Annotated in this window: 14 protein-coding genes; 5 read left to right on the top strand and 9 right to left on the bottom strand. The window is 73.2% G+C overall.

The annotated features are described in order from the left end of the window. Positions 1–23: 23 nt before the first annotated feature. The 6 genes from BS80_RS26485 to BS80_RS26460 form a co-directional block, all read right to left on the bottom strand. Positions 24–863, bottom strand: a complete 840-nt coding sequence (locus BS80_RS26485; protein WP_051967219.1) for an ABC transporter ATP-binding protein — start codon at positions 861–863, stop codon at positions 24–26. Next, positions 856–1,857, bottom strand: a complete 1,002-nt coding sequence (locus BS80_RS26480) for an ABC transporter ATP-binding protein (protein ID WP_035802929.1) — start codon at positions 1,855–1,857, stop codon at positions 856–858. The genes BS80_RS26485 and BS80_RS26480 overlap by 8 nt, the downstream gene beginning before the upstream one ends. Further along, positions 1,854–2,711: an ABC transporter permease gene (locus BS80_RS26475; protein ID WP_035802928.1), complete on the bottom strand. Its 858-nt coding sequence runs from the start codon at positions 2,709–2,711 to the stop codon at positions 1,854–1,856. Before BS80_RS26475 ends, BS80_RS26480 begins: the two co-directional genes overlap by 4 nt. Then, positions 2,708–3,697 carry an ABC transporter permease gene (locus tag BS80_RS26470; RefSeq protein WP_269676124.1) on the bottom strand — a complete coding sequence of 330 codons (990 nt, stop codon included), beginning with the start codon at positions 3,695–3,697 and terminating at the stop codon, positions 2,708–2,710. The genes BS80_RS26475 and BS80_RS26470 overlap by 4 nt, the downstream gene beginning before the upstream one ends. Further along, positions 3,694–5,370, bottom strand: a complete 1,677-nt coding sequence (locus BS80_RS26465; protein WP_035802926.1) for an ABC transporter substrate-binding protein — start codon at positions 5,368–5,370, stop codon at positions 3,694–3,696. The genes BS80_RS26470 and BS80_RS26465 overlap by 4 nt, the downstream gene beginning before the upstream one ends. 69 nt (positions 5,371–5,439) lie before the next feature. Beyond that, on the bottom strand, positions 5,440–6,453 hold the full coding sequence (locus BS80_RS26460) for an agmatine deiminase family protein (RefSeq protein ID WP_035802925.1): 1,014 nt from the start codon (positions 6,451–6,453) through the stop codon (positions 5,440–5,442). 165 nt (positions 6,454–6,618) lie between these two features. On the opposite strand from BS80_RS26460, the gene BS80_RS26455 reads away from it, so the two are divergent. After that, positions 6,619–7,197, top strand: coding sequence for a TetR/AcrR family transcriptional regulator (locus BS80_RS26455; protein WP_035802924.1), 579 nt, complete (start codon positions 6,619–6,621; stop codon positions 7,195–7,197). A gap of 1 nt (position 7,198) precedes the next feature. Here BS80_RS26455 and BS80_RS26450 read toward each other — a convergent pair whose 3' ends face one another. Then, the gene (locus tag BS80_RS26450; protein WP_157536620.1) at positions 7,199–8,131 is read right to left on the bottom strand and encodes a hypothetical protein; all 933 of its coding nucleotides are present in this window, start codon (positions 8,129–8,131) and stop codon (positions 7,199–7,201) included. A gap of 155 nt (positions 8,132–8,286) precedes the next feature. Here BS80_RS26450 and BS80_RS26445 point away from each other — a divergent pair, with 155 nt between their 5' ends. After that, entirely contained in the window at positions 8,287–8,643 is a 357-nt protein-coding gene (locus tag BS80_RS26445; RefSeq protein WP_035802923.1) for an ArsR/SmtB family transcription factor, read from the top strand. 114 nt (positions 8,644–8,757) lie between these two features. Continuing rightward, the gene (locus BS80_RS26440) at positions 8,758–10,158 is read left to right on the top strand and encodes an MFS transporter (RefSeq protein WP_051967217.1); all 1,401 of its coding nucleotides are present in this window, start codon (positions 8,758–8,760) and stop codon (positions 10,156–10,158) included. 6 nt (positions 10,159–10,164) lie between these two features. Here BS80_RS26440 and BS80_RS26435 read toward each other — a convergent pair whose 3' ends face one another. Continuing rightward, on the bottom strand, positions 10,165–11,100 hold the full coding sequence (locus tag BS80_RS26435) for a LysR family transcriptional regulator (RefSeq protein ID WP_035802922.1): 936 nt from the start codon (positions 11,098–11,100) through the stop codon (positions 10,165–10,167). Positions 11,101–11,192: 92 nt separating this feature from the next. On the opposite strand from BS80_RS26435, the gene BS80_RS26430 reads away from it, so the two are divergent. Next, positions 11,193–12,428, top strand: a complete 1,236-nt coding sequence (locus BS80_RS26430) for a TDT family transporter (protein ID WP_083975553.1) — start codon at positions 11,193–11,195, stop codon at positions 12,426–12,428. Positions 12,429–12,631: 203 nt separating this feature from the next. After that, positions 12,632–13,135: a universal stress protein gene (locus tag BS80_RS26425; RefSeq protein ID WP_035802921.1), complete on the top strand. Its 504-nt coding sequence runs from the start codon at positions 12,632–12,634 to the stop codon at positions 13,133–13,135. A 15-nt stretch (positions 13,136–13,150) separates the two neighbouring features. Here the strand turns inward: BS80_RS26425 and BS80_RS26420 are convergent, their stop codons facing one another. Next, on the bottom strand, positions 13,151–14,572 hold the full coding sequence (locus tag BS80_RS26420) for a DUF2252 domain-containing protein (protein WP_035802920.1): 1,422 nt from the start codon (positions 14,570–14,572) through the stop codon (positions 13,151–13,153). Positions 14,573–14,630: the final 58 nt, after the last annotated feature.

Here is a 14,630-nt window from a genome sequence, read left to right as displayed (position 1 = left end):
GGCGATTCATGACAGTACAGTCCTCAGGCCTGCCGAAGGGCGCGGCGTGCCGCGGCGATCGCGCGCGGGTCCCAGCCCGGTCGCGGCACGGACTCCAACAGCAGCCGGGTGTAAGGGTGCTGGGGATCGGCGAGGACCCGGGCGGTGGGGCCCGACTCGACGATCCGCCCCTGCCGCATGACGATCACCTGTTCGGTGACACAGCGCACCACGCCGAGGTCGTGGGTGATGAACAGGTAGCCGACGCCGGTCTGTTCGCGGATGTCGGCGAGCAGGTTGAGGATCTGCGCCTGCACCGAGACGTCGAGCGCGGCCACCGCCTCGTCCAGCACCAGGACGGCCGGCTCGACGGCCAACGCCCGTGCTATCGCCACCCGTTGACGCTGGCCGCCGGAGAGCTGGCGGGGCAGCGCATCGGCCGACCGCTCGCCCAGGCCCACCTGGTCCAGCAGCTCGGCGACCCTGCTGGTGTGGTCGGCGCCGGGGAAGTGCAGGCGCAGTGCCTCGCGCAGGACGGCCCCGACCGGGGTGCGCGGGTCCAGCGAGAGGTAGGGGTCCTGGAAGACCAGCTGAACCTCCCGCGCCCGCGCCAGCCGGTGGGCCCGCCCCCGGCCGCGCCCGGTCCGTTCCCGGCCGTTCACCGACACCCGCCCGGTGTCGGCCTGTTCGAGGCCGACGATGATCCGGGCGGTGGTCGTCTTGCCCGAACCGGACTCGCCGACGATGCCGAGCGAGCCGCCGGCCGCCAGCGCGAACGAGACGTCGTCGACCGCGCGGACCGCGCCGTACGTCCGGTGCAGTCCGCTCACCTGGAGCACCGGGGTCGCGCTCGTCGCCCCCACCGACTGATCCACCTCATCCATCGAGGGCACTCCCTTCGAGCCGGTCGCTGTGGTGGCAGGCGACCAGGCGCGCCGGATCCCCCGGAAGGGGACGGGCGGCGGGCGCCTGGTCGCGGCAGAGGTCGGTGGCGTAGCCGCACCGCGGCGCGAACGGGCACCCAGCCAACTCGACCTGGAGGCCGGGTGGTTGGCCGTCGATGGCGACGAGCCTGCCGGGCGGCGCGTCCAGTCGCGGGGTGGAGCCGAGCAGCGCGGCCGTGTAGGGGTGGCGGGGACGGCTGAACAGCGCGTCGGCCGGGCCCGTCTCGGCGATCCGTCCGGCGTACATCACGTACACCCGGTCGCTGATGGCGGCGGCGAGGCCGAGGTCGTGGGTGACGAAGAGCAGCCCGGTGCCGAAGCGCTCGCGCAGGTCGCCGAGCAGGGACACCACCTCGGCCTGGGTGGTGACGTCCAGCGCGGTGGTGGGTTCGTCCGCCAGGAGCAGCGCGGGCTCACCCATCAGCGCCGCCGCGATCATGACGCGTTGCAGCATGCCGCCGGACAGCTGGCCCGGGTAGCGGCGCAGCGCGGCGTCGGTGAGGCCGACGGCTTCGAGCAGCGTGCTCGCGCGCCGGGTGGCCTCGGCCGGTGGCGTGGCGGTGTTCAGGCGCAGGCTCTCGGTGAGGAAGTCGCCGATCCGGCGCAGCGGGTTGATGGCGGCTCGCGGGTCCTGGAAGATCATGGCCGCGGTGCCGGTGCGCAGGTGGCGCAGCTGCTCGGGGTCCATGGCCAGGACGTCGTCGCCGGCGACGCGTACCGTCCCCTCGGTGGCGGCGCCGGTCGGCAGCAGGCGCAGCACGCTGCGGGAGGTGAGCGTCTTGCCCGAGCCCGACTCGCCGACCAGCGCCACGGTCTCGCCCGCGCCGACGGTGAGGTCGACGCCGTCCAGGACCGGTCGGGCCGTGCGGGGCAGCCGCAGCCGCAGCCCCCGGATGTCCAGTGGCGGGGCGGGAGGTCTGTCGGGGGTGTTCATCGGTCCCTCCTGGCGACCTGGTCGGCCCAGCGTTCGCCGACGACGTTGAAGGCGACGACCGTCAGCACGATGGCCGCGCACGGCAGGATCGCCGAGAGCGGGTAGCCGGACTGGATCGCGGACTCGCCGTCGAAGACCATCCGCCCCCAGTCGGGAGTCAGGGCCGGGACCCCGAGACCGAGGAAGGACAGGCCCGCCAGGTCGATCAGGGCGTAGCCGAAGTTGATGGTGGACTGGGCGAGGACCACGGGCGCGATGGCGGGGACCACGTGCCGCAGGCAGATCTGCCAGGCCGAGTGCCCCTGCACCTGGTAGGCCGCCACGTACGGGCGTTCGCGTTCGGCCAGCACCAGCGAGCGGGTGAGCCGGCTGACGTACGGCAGGTAGGCGACGGCGAGGGCCAGGACCGGGGCGGTGAGCCCCTCGCCGTAGAGCGAGACGACCAGGATCGCGAGCAGCATGCCGGGGAAGGCGAAGATCAGCTCGGTGCCGCGGGACAGCACCGAGTCCAGCCAGCCGCCCCGCCAGGCCGACACCACGCCGACGGCCACCCCGGCCAGCGTGGAGAAGACCACCACGCCGAGTGGGCCGAGCAGCGAGGTGCGGGCACCGGTGATCAGCCGGGAGAGGGTGTCGCGCCCGGAGGCGTCCACGCCCAGCAGGTGGTCGGCGGAGGGTCCGCCGAGCGCGTTGCCGAGGTCGACGGCGTTGGGGTCGTGCGGGACGAGCCAGGGGGCGAGGACGGCCAACGCGACGACCAGCGCGACGAAGGCCAGGCAGAGCAGGTTGAGCGGAGCGCGGGAGGTGCGGATCCGGGCGAGGACGCGGCGGCGCGGCAGGGCGGCGGTGCTCATCCGGCGGACCTCCCGGAGCCGAGCGCGATCCGGGGGTCGACCAGCGGGTGGAGCAGGTCGACGACCAGGTTCACGGCCATGAAGAGCCCGACGATGATCAGTGAGATCGCCTGGACCACGGGGAAGTCCTTGGTGGTGGTGGAGAGTTCGAGGAGCTGGCCGATCCCGCCCACGCTGAACGCGGACTCCACCAGGACGGTGCAGATCAGCAGCGTGGAGACGATCAGCCCGCCGGTGGTGAGCACGGTGCCCAGCGCGTTGCGGAACACGTGGCGCTGGATCACCCGGCGCTCGGCCAGGCCCCGGCTGCGGGCGACGGTGACGTGTTCCTGGCCGAGGACGTCGAGCATCGCGGCGCGGGTGACCCGGGCCAGCATCCCGATCAGGTAGAGCGCGAGCGCGACGGCCGGCAGCGTCAGGTGCCAGAGCATCGAGACCGGGCCGCTGCCGGTGCCGTTGGTGGGGAACCAGCCCAGCTTCACCGCGAACAGGCCCTGCAACAGGACCGCCGCGACGAACGACGGGGTGGCGACGGCGAAGGTGGTGCTCACCAGGATCGCGGAGTCGGTGGCACCGCCGCGGACCGCGCCGATCCAGCCGAGCGCGAGGCCGAAGGCGAGGACCAGGACCAGCGCCATCGCGACCAGCAGCAGGGTGCTGGGCAGCCGGGCCGCGAGGAGGCTGGAGACGCTGGTGCGGTACTCGATCGAGCGCCCGAAGTCGCCGTGCAGCACCTGGCCGAGCCAGCGCAGGTACTGCACGGCGAAGGGGTCGTTCAGGTGGTACTGGTCGTTGATCGCCTTCAGTGCCGCCGGGGAGGCCGACCGTCCGGAGAGCAGGAAACTCGCCGGGTTGCCCGGTGCGAGGTACATCGCGCCGAAGATCAGGAAGGAGGCGCCGAACAGGGTGGCGGCCATCTCGACCAGCCGGCGCACGGCGAAGCGCAGCAGTCCCGAGCGCGGGAGGGTCGATCGCAGGGGGCTCACCCGGCGGCCCCCACGTCGGCGGCCCACGGGTAGTAGAGGTAGCTGATGGTGGTGGGCGCGCCGGTGATCCGCTTGTTGAGGAACACGCTGGTGGGCCACTCGGCCACCGGGATCCAGAGCACCTGGTCGGCGGCCTTCTGGTTCAACTTCGCCTCGACAGCCAGCCGCTGGGCCGGGTCGTAGCTCGCGGTGGCCTGCTTGACCAGGTCGTCGTAGCCGGGGTCGCTGTAGCCGGCGTAGTTCTGGTAGGACCCGGTCTGGAAGTTGGTCAGCAGGTCCATCGGGTCGGTGATCGAGAGGTAGTAGGTCTCGGGGAACATGTCGATGCCCTGCCGGGCCTGCGGGTCGGTGAACAGCGCGGAGTACGCGTTCGGGGCGACCGTCTTCAGCTGCACGTTCAGCCCGATCCGGGTGCCGGCCGCCTGCACGGCGGTGGCCAGCAGCGAGACGTCCTGGCCGATCGGGCTGGTCGCGACGGTGACCGTCTTCCCGGTCGCGCCGGCCTGCTGGACCAGCGCCTTGGCCTGCGCGATGTCCTGCGCGGTGGGCGGCAGGCCGTTCAGGGCGGCCTGCCGGGTGTCGGCGGGGGCGGCGTCCCAGGCGGCAGCCGCGGTGAGCGAACCGGTGACGGCACCGCCCCCGGCCAGGCCGGTCCGGACGAAGCCGGAGCGGTCCAGCGCCAGCGACAGCGCCCGGCGCACCCGGACGTCGCCGAGCGGGCCCTGCATGTTGGTGACGTTGACGTTGACGGTGCTCAGGCTCTGGCCGAACGAGAGCGTGCCGGCCTTGCTGCCCCGCAGCCGCTCGTAGCTCTCGGTGGGGATCAGGTAGCCGCCGTCCACCTGCCCGCTGAGCATCGCGTTGGTCCGCGCGGAGGGGTCGGTGAGGAAGTCGAAGACCACCTTGTTCGACTTGGCCGCGGTGCCCCAGTAGCCGTCGAAGCGGTCCAGTTCGAGCGACTGCCCCTTGTTCCAGGCCCCGAGCTGGTACGGGCCGGTGCAGTCCACGCCGCCCGCGGTTCCGTAGTCCTTGCCGGCCTTCGTGACGCCGGCCTCGCTGGCCACCACTCCGGCGGTGGTGGCCATGTACTGGGGGAACTGCGAGTCGGGGGTCTTCAGTTTGACGGTGACCTGCAACGGGCCGGTCGCGGTGACGGAGTCCACGTTCTGGAACACGTTGGACCACGCCGAGGCGAGCGCCGGGTCCATCTGCCGCCGGAGGCTGAACACCACGTCGGCGGAGGTCATCACGCCGCCGCCGTGGAAGTGCACTCCGGGGCGCAGGTCGTAGACCCAGGTGGTCGGGTCGGGGTTGGACGCCTTCTCGGCCAGCCCGGGTACCTCGGTGAGCTGCGGCGTCCACCGCATCAGGCTCTCGCAGACGTTGGAGAGGATCATGTTCGACGGGTAGTCGAAGGCGTTGATGTAGTCGAGCGTCAGCGGCTCGGCGTACAACGCCCAGCTGAACGAGGCGAGTTCACCCTTGGCGGCGGGGGTGCCGGGCACCAGGTGGAACCCGGCCGCGGCACTGGCGCCGGAGCCGGAGGCGGTACCCGGCGGGCCGGCGCAGGAGGCGACCAGGGTGACCGCGGACAGCGCCGCGGCGGCGAGAGCGAGGCGGCGGCGCGAGGATCTGTGTCCGGGCGACGGGGGCGGGGGCGGGGAGGTCGGCATCGGCGTGTCCTTGTCCTGCTCTGTGGGGGGCTTCCGTGATGTACGGGGCGAGCGAGCTGCGGACGGTGCCTACGCCTGGGCGCGCGCGGCCGCCGGGACCTGCTGGGTGATGCAGTGCACCCCGCCGCCGCCGAAGGCGATCACCCGGGTGCGCACGCCGACGACCTTGCGGGTGGGGAAGACGGACGCGATGACGGCGAGCGCCGCCTCGTCCCCCGGCAGGTCGGCGACGGGGACCACGACCCCACCGTTGGCGACGTAGAAGTTCAGGTAGCCCACCTCGGTGCTGGTGCCGTCGACCTCGACGAACGCGCTCTGCGGCAGCTCGACGATCTCCAGCGCCCGCCCCCGCGCGTCGGTGGCGGCGGCCAGGACGGCGTGGTTGGCGCGCATCCGCTCGTAGTCGGGGTGCTCAGGATCGCTCGGCAGCTGGACCAGCACCCGGCCGGGGGCGACGAAGGCGCAGACGCCGTCCACGTGTCCGTCGGTCTCGGTGTCCAGCAGTCCGCCGTACGGCAGCCAGATCACCTTCTCGACCCCGAGCCGGGCGATCAGCTCGGCCTCGATCTGCTCCCGGCTCATCCCGGGGTTGCGGTTGGGGTGCAGCAGGCACTGTTCGGTGGTGATCAGGGTGCCCTCACCGTCGACCGTGATCGCGCCGCCCTCCAGGATCATCTCGGAGACGATCCGCCGCAGGCCGAGCCGCTCCAGGAGCAGCGCACTGATCCGGTCGTCGGCGTCGAAGGGGTGGTGCTTGCCGCCCCAGGCGTTGAACCGGAAGTCCACGCCGGCCCGCTCGCCGTCGGCCCCGAGCAGCACGATCGGACCGGAGTCCCGGAACCACGAGTCGTCGATGGGCAGTTCGACCACCTCGACGCCGCTCCCGCAGCGCTCGCGTGCCTCGTCCCCGTGCCCGGGCGGGGCGACCATGGTCACCGGCTCGAACTGCGCGATGGCGCGGGCGACCTCGGCGTACTCCTGCTTGGCCTCGTCCAGCACCGCGCCCCACAACTCGGACCGGGTCGGCCAGGCCATCAGACAGCCGTCGTGCTCGGACCATTCGGCGGGCATGCGCAAGGTCATCGGACCCTCTTCTCGTCTGAATTTTCAGTCAGCCCAGCACCCGCCAAATCGGGAGGAATGCTCCCAAGAGCTGACACTCGGGGTGCTCGGTGCCCCGATCCTCCTCTGAACTGAAAATTCAGTCAATACTTCCGACGGAGTGATCGCCGCGGTTACTGTGTCTGCATGACTACCCGACGTGCGAAGCTCCTCCAGTCCACCTGCCGCGTGATCGCCCTGCGCGGCGTCCGCGGCCTGCGGGTGGAGGACGTCGCCGCCGAGGCCGGGGTCTCCAAGACCCTGATCTACTACCACTTCCGCGACCGCGCCGGCCTGATCGCCGCCGCCATGGAGTACGTCAACGACCGCGCCGAGGACTATGCGCACGCCGCCGACGGCGCCACCGGCCGTGAGGCCCTACTGCGCCAACTGGTCGGGGAGTTCCAGGACGAGAGCGCCGTGCGGGAGAACTCGGCCGTGTGGGGCGAGTTCCGGGCCGCCGCCACCTTCGACGACACGCTGCGCCCGGTTGTGTCGGCGGCCACCGAACGCTGGATCGTCGACCTGGCCGAGCTGATCGAGGACGGCCGGGAGGACGGCAGCATCGTCGGGCGGTCCGATCCGCGGGCCGCGGCCGTCCGGCTGACCGCCCTGGTCGAGGGCCTCAGCGGCCGCTGGCTGTCCGGCCTGCTGAGCACGGCGGAGGCGCGCTCGCATGTGAGTGACGCGCTGGAACGCGAACTGCCGTCCGGCGCCGATGCCTAGGCTACTCCCGCCGCTGCCCCACCAGGGCGATGTCCCGGGCGAGTTCCAGGCCCAGCACGCGGTCCACCAGGACGAAGGTCTCGAACCTGACGCCTTCGGCCAGGCTCCCCGTCCGCTCGACGCGGCGCAGCAGAGCCAGCGCGGCCGGGGTGTCCAGGTCGGTGGCGAACGCGGCGTCGGCCTCGCGTCGGAGCTCGTCCGGGACGGGACCGGAGGGCGACTGCGCCCAACCGGCGACCTGCCTGCGCCAGGCGGCCAACGCGAGCGCCGCCTCGCCCAGCGCGCCGGCGTCGGCGCGGGCCGGTTCACCGTGCGGGCGGGCGAGGAGGGCCAGCCGCACGGTCGTCGCGTCGACCGCGCCGGAGGCCAGGCCCTGCGCCGCACCGCCGTCCAGCTCGCCCACGCCTTCCTCCCCCTCCGCATGCCCCACCGCGATCCACACACCGTCCGCCTCGCCGTCCGCCTCGCCGTCCGGCGCGGCGCCGGCGTCGGCACCCTGCGCGACGACGTGTGCGTGCGCCGGTCCGCCCAGCGCTCCGCGCGCCTGCGCGAGGCCGACGGTGGCCACGGCCGGATGGATACCGAGCGCCGCGGCAGCCCGGTCGAGGACCTTGGCCTGCTCGGAGCCGAGCTCCGGGACGACGAGAACCGGAACCACCTGAAGCCCCACGACCTCCGCCGTGCGCTGAAGGACGTCGCCGACCAGCGCGGCCCGCAGGTCCGTCAGCCCGATCCGCCCGCCGTCGCAGCGCAGGTGGACACAGAGCCGCAACGGCACCCGGCGGTCGGAGCGGATCCCGCCGAGCCGCCCGCTCCGGTCGTCGACGACCCGCAGCACGCCGGACGGACCGCCCGCCCCCTCGCGGGCGACCGCCTGGGGCCGTGACTCCTGCCAGCCGCCGAAAGCCTGCTCGAAGGCTCGGTCGATGCTCACGTCGGACACCCCGTCAGCTGTCGGTACGCACGGCCGGCCGCCGTGTCGGTGGGCCGGCCCGGACCACTCCAGTCTCCTGCCCACGCACAACCGTCACAACCGCCCGAGGCCCCGCACGCCCCGGGCGCGCCAACCCGGCCGCCTACCATGTGCACATGAGCGCAAGCACGCACCTGGCAGGTGCACACGGGTCGCAGGAGCAGGACGACGACGAGCGGCTGGAGGTCGCCGCCTCACTCCTCGCACTGCTGTCGGACCGCACCCGCCTCGCGCTCCTGCACCACCTCGGCGCAGGCGAGGCCGACGTCACCACCCTCACCGAGGCGTGCGGGGCAGCCCGCCCGTCGGTCAGCCAGCACCTCGCCAAGCTCCGCCTGGCCGGCCTGGTGGCCACCCGCAAGGACGGCCGCCGGGTCGTCTACTCGCTGCGCCACGGCCACCTGAAGCGCCTGGTGGACGAGGCCCTCAACGTGGCCGACCACCAGATCGGCGCGCTGCCGCCGCACGACTGACCCCTCCCCGCCCGGGTCGGTGCGCCCGTACCTCCCTCGCCAACAGGTGCACACGTACGCACCTATTGGTTACGATGGCAGGGCCGGATCACTCCGCCGACCGGGACGGGACCGATGCTGTCCGTACTGCGCAACCGCACCTACCGCCACCTGTTCACCGCCCAGGTCATCGCCCTGGTGGGTACGGGCCTCGCCACCGTCGCGCTGAGCCTGCTGGCCTACGACCTCGCCGGGAACAACGCCTCCGCGGTCCTCGGCACCGCCCTGGCGATCAAGATGACCGCCTACGTCGCCATCGCGCCGCTGATCGGCGCCGTCGCCGACCGCATCCCGCGCAGGGCCCTGATGGTGACGATGGACCTCACCCGGGCCGGCGTCGCGCTCACCCTGCCGTTCGTCACCGAGATCTGGCAGATCTACGTCCTGATCTTCCTGCTGCAGGCGGCCTCCGCGGCCTTCACCCCGACCTTCCAGGCCACCATTCCCGAGGTGCTGCCGGCCGAGCGCGACTACACCCAGGCCCTGTCGATGAGCAGGCTCGCCTACGACCTGGAGAGCCTGTTCAGCCCCGCCCTGGCGGCCCTCCTGCTGACCGTGGTCTCCGCCAACTGGCTGTTCGCCGGCACCACGCTCGGCTTCCTCGCCTCCGCCGTCCTGGTCGTCTCCGCCGTGCTGCCCAGGCCGGTCCCCGCACAGCGCACCGGGGGCGTCTACGCCAAGGCCGCCTTCGGCACCCGCCTGTTCTGGGCCACCCCGCGTCTGCGCGCGCTGCTCGCGCTCGACCTGGCGGTGGCCGCCGCCGGGGCGATCGTCTTCGTCAACACCGTCGTCCTGGTCCGCGAGCACTTCCAGCAGCCCGCCGGTGCCGTCTCCCTGGCGCTCGGCGCGTACGGCGCGGGCTCCATGCTCACCGCCCTGCTCCTGCCGAGGATCCTGCGCCGCGCCGGGGACCGCGCGGTGATGCTCACCGCCGCCTTCGCGCTGCCCGCCGTTCTCGCCGTCGTCGCCGCGCTGACCGCCGCCCCGCCGAGCGGCTGGTCCTGGGTCGCGGTGCTGGCGGCCTGGGCCGCGATCGGCGCCGCCTGCTCGGCCGTCCTCACCCCCGCAGGACGCATCGTCCGCCGCTCGGCCACCGACGCCGACCTGCCGGCCGCCTTCGCCGCCCAGTTCTCGCTCTCCCACGGTTGCTGGCTGCTCACCTACCCCCTCGCCGGCTGGCTCGCCGCAGGCGCCGGCCTGCCCGCCACCGCCGCGGTCCTCGGCGCGATCGCCCTGCTCGCCACCGTCACCGCCACCACGATCTGGCCCGCTCACGACCCGGCCCGACTCGACCACCTGCACGCCGACCTGCCCACCGACCACCCCCACCTCACCGACGCGCACCCCACCGCCACCGGCGGCGGCCGGCAGCACGGCCACCACTACGTCATCGACCGCCACCACCCCCGCTGGCCCGCCCCCCAGGCCGGCACCGACGCCGACACCGACGCCGGCACCGACCGGCTCGCCGCCTGAGGCCGGCTACCCGCCGTTCGTGACGTGGGCGATCAGGTCGCGGACCGCTCCCGCCGGCAGCCGGCCGGGGCCGAGCCAGATCGCGCGGAGTTCGCGCCGCAGGTCCAGCCCGTCGACCGGGACGCGGCACAGCCGGTGACCGGCGATGTCGTCGGCCACCGCGAGCTCGCTCAGCACGGCCGGACCTGCCCCGGCCAGCACGGCCGCGCGGACCGCGGTCGTGGTGGACAGGGCCATCACCGGGGGCGTCAGGCCGCTGTCGGGGCCAAGGGCCGCGCGGACGGCGGCGGCGAACGCGTCGCGCGTCCCCGAACCCGGTTCGCGACTGACCAGCGCGGTGTCCGCGAGCTCCGCCGCCGTCACCGGTCGCCGCCGCCGGGCCCAGGGGTGGTCGTGCCGGACCACCAGGGTCAGCGTGTCGCGGCCGACGACCCGGCTGCGCAGGTCGCGCGGGACGTGCGGCCCCTCGATGAACCCCACGTCGGCCCGGTCGTGGCGGACGTGCTCGATCGCCGCATCGCTGTTGGCCGCCGTCAGCACCACCTCCGCGGCCACCTGCCCGCGCTGCCGGGCGGCCGCCTGCAGCGACACCAGCCAGCCGGGCAACAGGTGCTCGGCGATGGTCAGGCTCGCGCTGACCCGCAGGCGCGTGCGGCGGTCCTGGCGCAGCGCGGCCAGACCCGTGTCCAGTTCCGCCGCGACGTCGAGCAGGCGCGCGGCCCATTCCACCACGACCACCCCGGCCGCGGTCAGCGTCGACCCCTGAGCCGAACGGGTGACGAGCTGCACCCCGGTCTGCGCCTCCATCGAGGAGATCCGAGCGGAGACGGCCTGCTGCGTGACGCCGACCTCGCGCGCCGCCGCGTTCAGGCTGCCGCCGCGGGCAACCGCCAGCAGGACCTCCAGCGCGCCCAGTTCGGGCATCCGTGCACTCAACGCCATCCGCCCAGCCTACCCGGCTACAAGGTCACCTTGTAGCCATGCAAGGCGCGCCCGGCTACTGCCAGATCGGCGGCGCGAGGACCGTGGAGGTCATGAACAGCCTCCTGTCGCCCCCCACCGCCCGTGCCACCGCGACCGGCCCCGGACCGGCCCGCACGCCGACCCACGCACTCGCCCGCTGGGGGCTCCTGCGCGACCTGGAGGACCCGCGTCAGGTGATCGCGCACATCACGCCCAACTGGTACGCCTCGGTGATGGGGACGGGCATCGTCGCCGTCGCGGCCGCCTCCCTCCCGCAGCAGTTCCCGGGACTGCGCACCGCCGCGACCGCGGTGTGGGCGCTCGCGGCGTTCCTGCTGGTCGCGCTCAGCGTCGCCACCGCGCTGCACTGGCTGCGTCACCGCACCACCGCCCGCCGCCACGCGCGCAACCCGGTGATAGCCCACTTCTACGGCGCGCCGCCGATGGCGATGCTGACCGTGGGAGCCGGCACCCTGCTGCTGGGACGCGACGTCATCGGCCTGCGCGCGGCGGTCGACCTCGACTGGGCACTCTGGTTCGCCGGCACGGCCGCCGGGCTGGTGTGCGCGGTCGCCGTGCCGTACCTGATGTTCACCCGCCACGACGTGCGCCCCGACAGCGCCTTCGGCGGCTGGCTGATGCCCGTCGTGCCGCCCATGGTCTCCGCCTCCACCGGGGCGCTGCTGGTCCCGTTCGCCCCGGCGGGCCAGGCCCGGCTGACGCTCCTGCTCTGCTGCTACGCCATGTTCGGCCTCAGCCTGCTGGCCTCGATCATCGTGATCACCCTGATCTGGTACCGGCTGGCGATGCACAAGAGCGGCCCCGCCGTCATGGTGCCGACGCTGTGGATCGTCCTCGGCCCGCTGGGGCAGTCGATCGCCGCCGCCAACCTGTTGGGCGGCGTCGCCCACCTGGCGATGCCCGCCCGCTACGCCGGGGCCATGCAGGCCTTCGGGGTCCTGTACGGGGTCCCGGTCTGGGGCTTCGCGCTCCTGTGGGTCGCCCTGGCCGGCGCGATCACGGTGCGCACCGCCCGCTCCGGGCTGCCGTTCTCGCTGACCTGGTGGTCGTTCACCTTCCCGGTCGGCACGGTGGTGCTCGGCACCAGCGGTCTCGCGCTGCACACGGACGCTCAGCTGTTCCGGGTCGCCGCCGCCGTGTTCTACGCCGCCCTGGTGATGGCCTGGCTGCTCGTCGCCGCGCGCACCGCGCACGGCAGCCTGCGCGGACGGCTCTTCCTGCCCGCGCCGCAACCTGCTCAGCCGACGCAACTCGCGCAGCCCGCGCAGCCCGCTGCCGTGTGCTGAGCCCGGCGCGTATGGAACGCGTCAAGAACGGCCCGCGGCGCGTAGCCGACGCGTTAGGGGCGGCCGTTTCCGGCAGCGGCTGGTATCTACTGATCTCAGGGAAAGCGTGGATCTGATCACTAGATCAGATGGGCATGTTGGTCACTGAGCCTGCGAATCGCAGGCATAATGGCAGAAACACCAGATTGAAGGAAGCGAACATCATGGCTGAGGACACCCGGGTCGTCGTCGGAGTCAGCGGATCGCAGGGCAGCGTGGCGGTTCTGCGCAGCGCCCTGGAGGAGGCGGGCCGCCGTGGCGCCGTGCTCGTTCCGGTGATGGCCTGGACGCCCGTCGGTGGCGAGCCCGCCTACCGCGCCCACCCGTGCCCGCCGCTCGCGAAGCTCTGGGCGCAGAGCGCCGGCGACCGGCTCGACGCCGTGCTGGCGGAGGCGCTCGGCGGCCGGTCGACCGATGTGCGGATCGAGCCGATGGTCGTCCGCGGCGAGGCCGGCCCCGTCCTGGCCCAGGTCGCGGACCGGCCGGACGACCTGCTCGTGGTCGGCGCCGGTCGACGCGGCCTGGCGCGGTTCCTGCCCGGCTCGGTGAGCCGCTACAGCCTGGCGCACGCGGCCTGCCCCGTCGTCGCGGTGCCGCCGACGGCCGGGCAGCCGTCCGCGCGGACCGCCGCGCACCGCGAGGAGCGGCGCACGCTGGTCGCGGCCTGACGTCGCGGCCTGACGTCAGGCGTCCTCGGCGCTCACCCGCCCGGACTTGACGGCGTCCAACAGGGCCTGGTGGTCACGCTCGTTCCGGTCGGCGTAGCTCTCCGCGAACGTCGTCAGCGCCCGGTCGAAGACGTCGCTGCGGCCCAGGTAGGCGGCGATGGCGATCCGGTCCCCGGAGCGCGCGTGGGCACGGGCGAGGGTGGAGCCGCACAGTTCGCCGAACAGTCCCATCCCCTCGGGCACCATCAGGGCGGGCTCGACGATGCCCTTCCAGTCGCGCAACTGCCGTACGTAGAAGTCACGCTGCCGACCGTCGATCCCGGTGACCCGCTCCCAGCCGAGGAAGATGTCGCTGGCGGCCTGCATCAGACGCTGGCCGGCCACCACCCGCTCCCCCTGGGTCGCGTGCACGCCTGCGCCGGCGAAGGGTGCGAGCACCGACTCGTCGGCCTCCTTGGCCTGGAGGAAGAGCGGGTCCCCGGCGTCCCGGCCGCGCAGCAGGATGATCCAGCAGCGCGTGCCGACACTGCCGACGCCCACCACCTTGCGCGCCATCTCGACGACGGTGAACTGCTCGAGCAGGTGCTGCCGGTCCGACTGCAGGGTGCTCCGGTAGCGCTCCAGCAGGCCACCGAGCTGCTGTTCCAGCTGAGCGCCCTCGCGGTCCGCCAGCAGCTCGCGGATCGGTATCACCAGGGGTGGGGTGGAGGTGATCCGGCGCTCGCCGTCGACCAGCTCGGTGAGCTTCTCGAACGCCTGCAGGCTGTCCCGGGAGCGGGCCTTGGCAAGCGTCTTCGCCAACCGCTTGCGCCCCCGCTTGTGGAGGTCGCCGGCGGCCAGCGCCTGCAGCGTGTCGGCATCGGCCCGGGCGTACCAGACGTCCAGGTGGTTCATCCCGGCGAACCGGTGCATCGCCTCGCGGTAGGAACGGACCGTGGCGCGGACGATGGCGCTGCGCTCGCGGTCCGAGTAGCCGTTCTCGCGCCCCGCGATGACCAGGCTGGTGGCCAGCCGCTTGACGTCCCACTCCCACGGACCGGGCAGCGTCTCGTCGAAGTCGTTGATGTCGAAGAGCAGGTTGCGCTCCGGCGAACCCAGCAGTCGGAAGTTCAACATGTGCGCGTCGCCGCACAGTTGGGCTCGCAGGCCGGAGGTCGGGGTGGTCGCCAGGTCGCCGGCCATGATCCCGGCGGCGCCCCGGTAGAACCGGAACGGCGACTCCGACATCCGGCCGTACCGGATCGGCACCAACTCCGGCACCCGGCTGGCGGACTGCTTCTCGATGACGTCCACCGGGTCCAGGCGGTGCGGGGGCAGCGCGAGTTCGGCGTGGCTGGACCGGGGCGTGTGTCCCCGGGCCGCCCTTCCGCGCACCACGCGCTCCACCGGGGAGAGCCGTGGCACACCGCGCGTGACGGTTACCGCGTTCCGAGTCATCACCGAGCCTCCTGCCGTGGACGTCTCTGCCGTGCCACCCCTCACCCATGCTGCTCCT

This window comes from Kitasatospora mediocidica KCTC 9733 (assembly GCF_000744225.1).
In the GTDB taxonomy this organism is placed as follows: domain Bacteria; phylum Actinomycetota; class Actinomycetes; order Streptomycetales; family Streptomycetaceae; genus Kitasatospora; species Kitasatospora mediocidica.
This window is presented reverse-complemented; position numbering and strand designations above follow the sequence as displayed.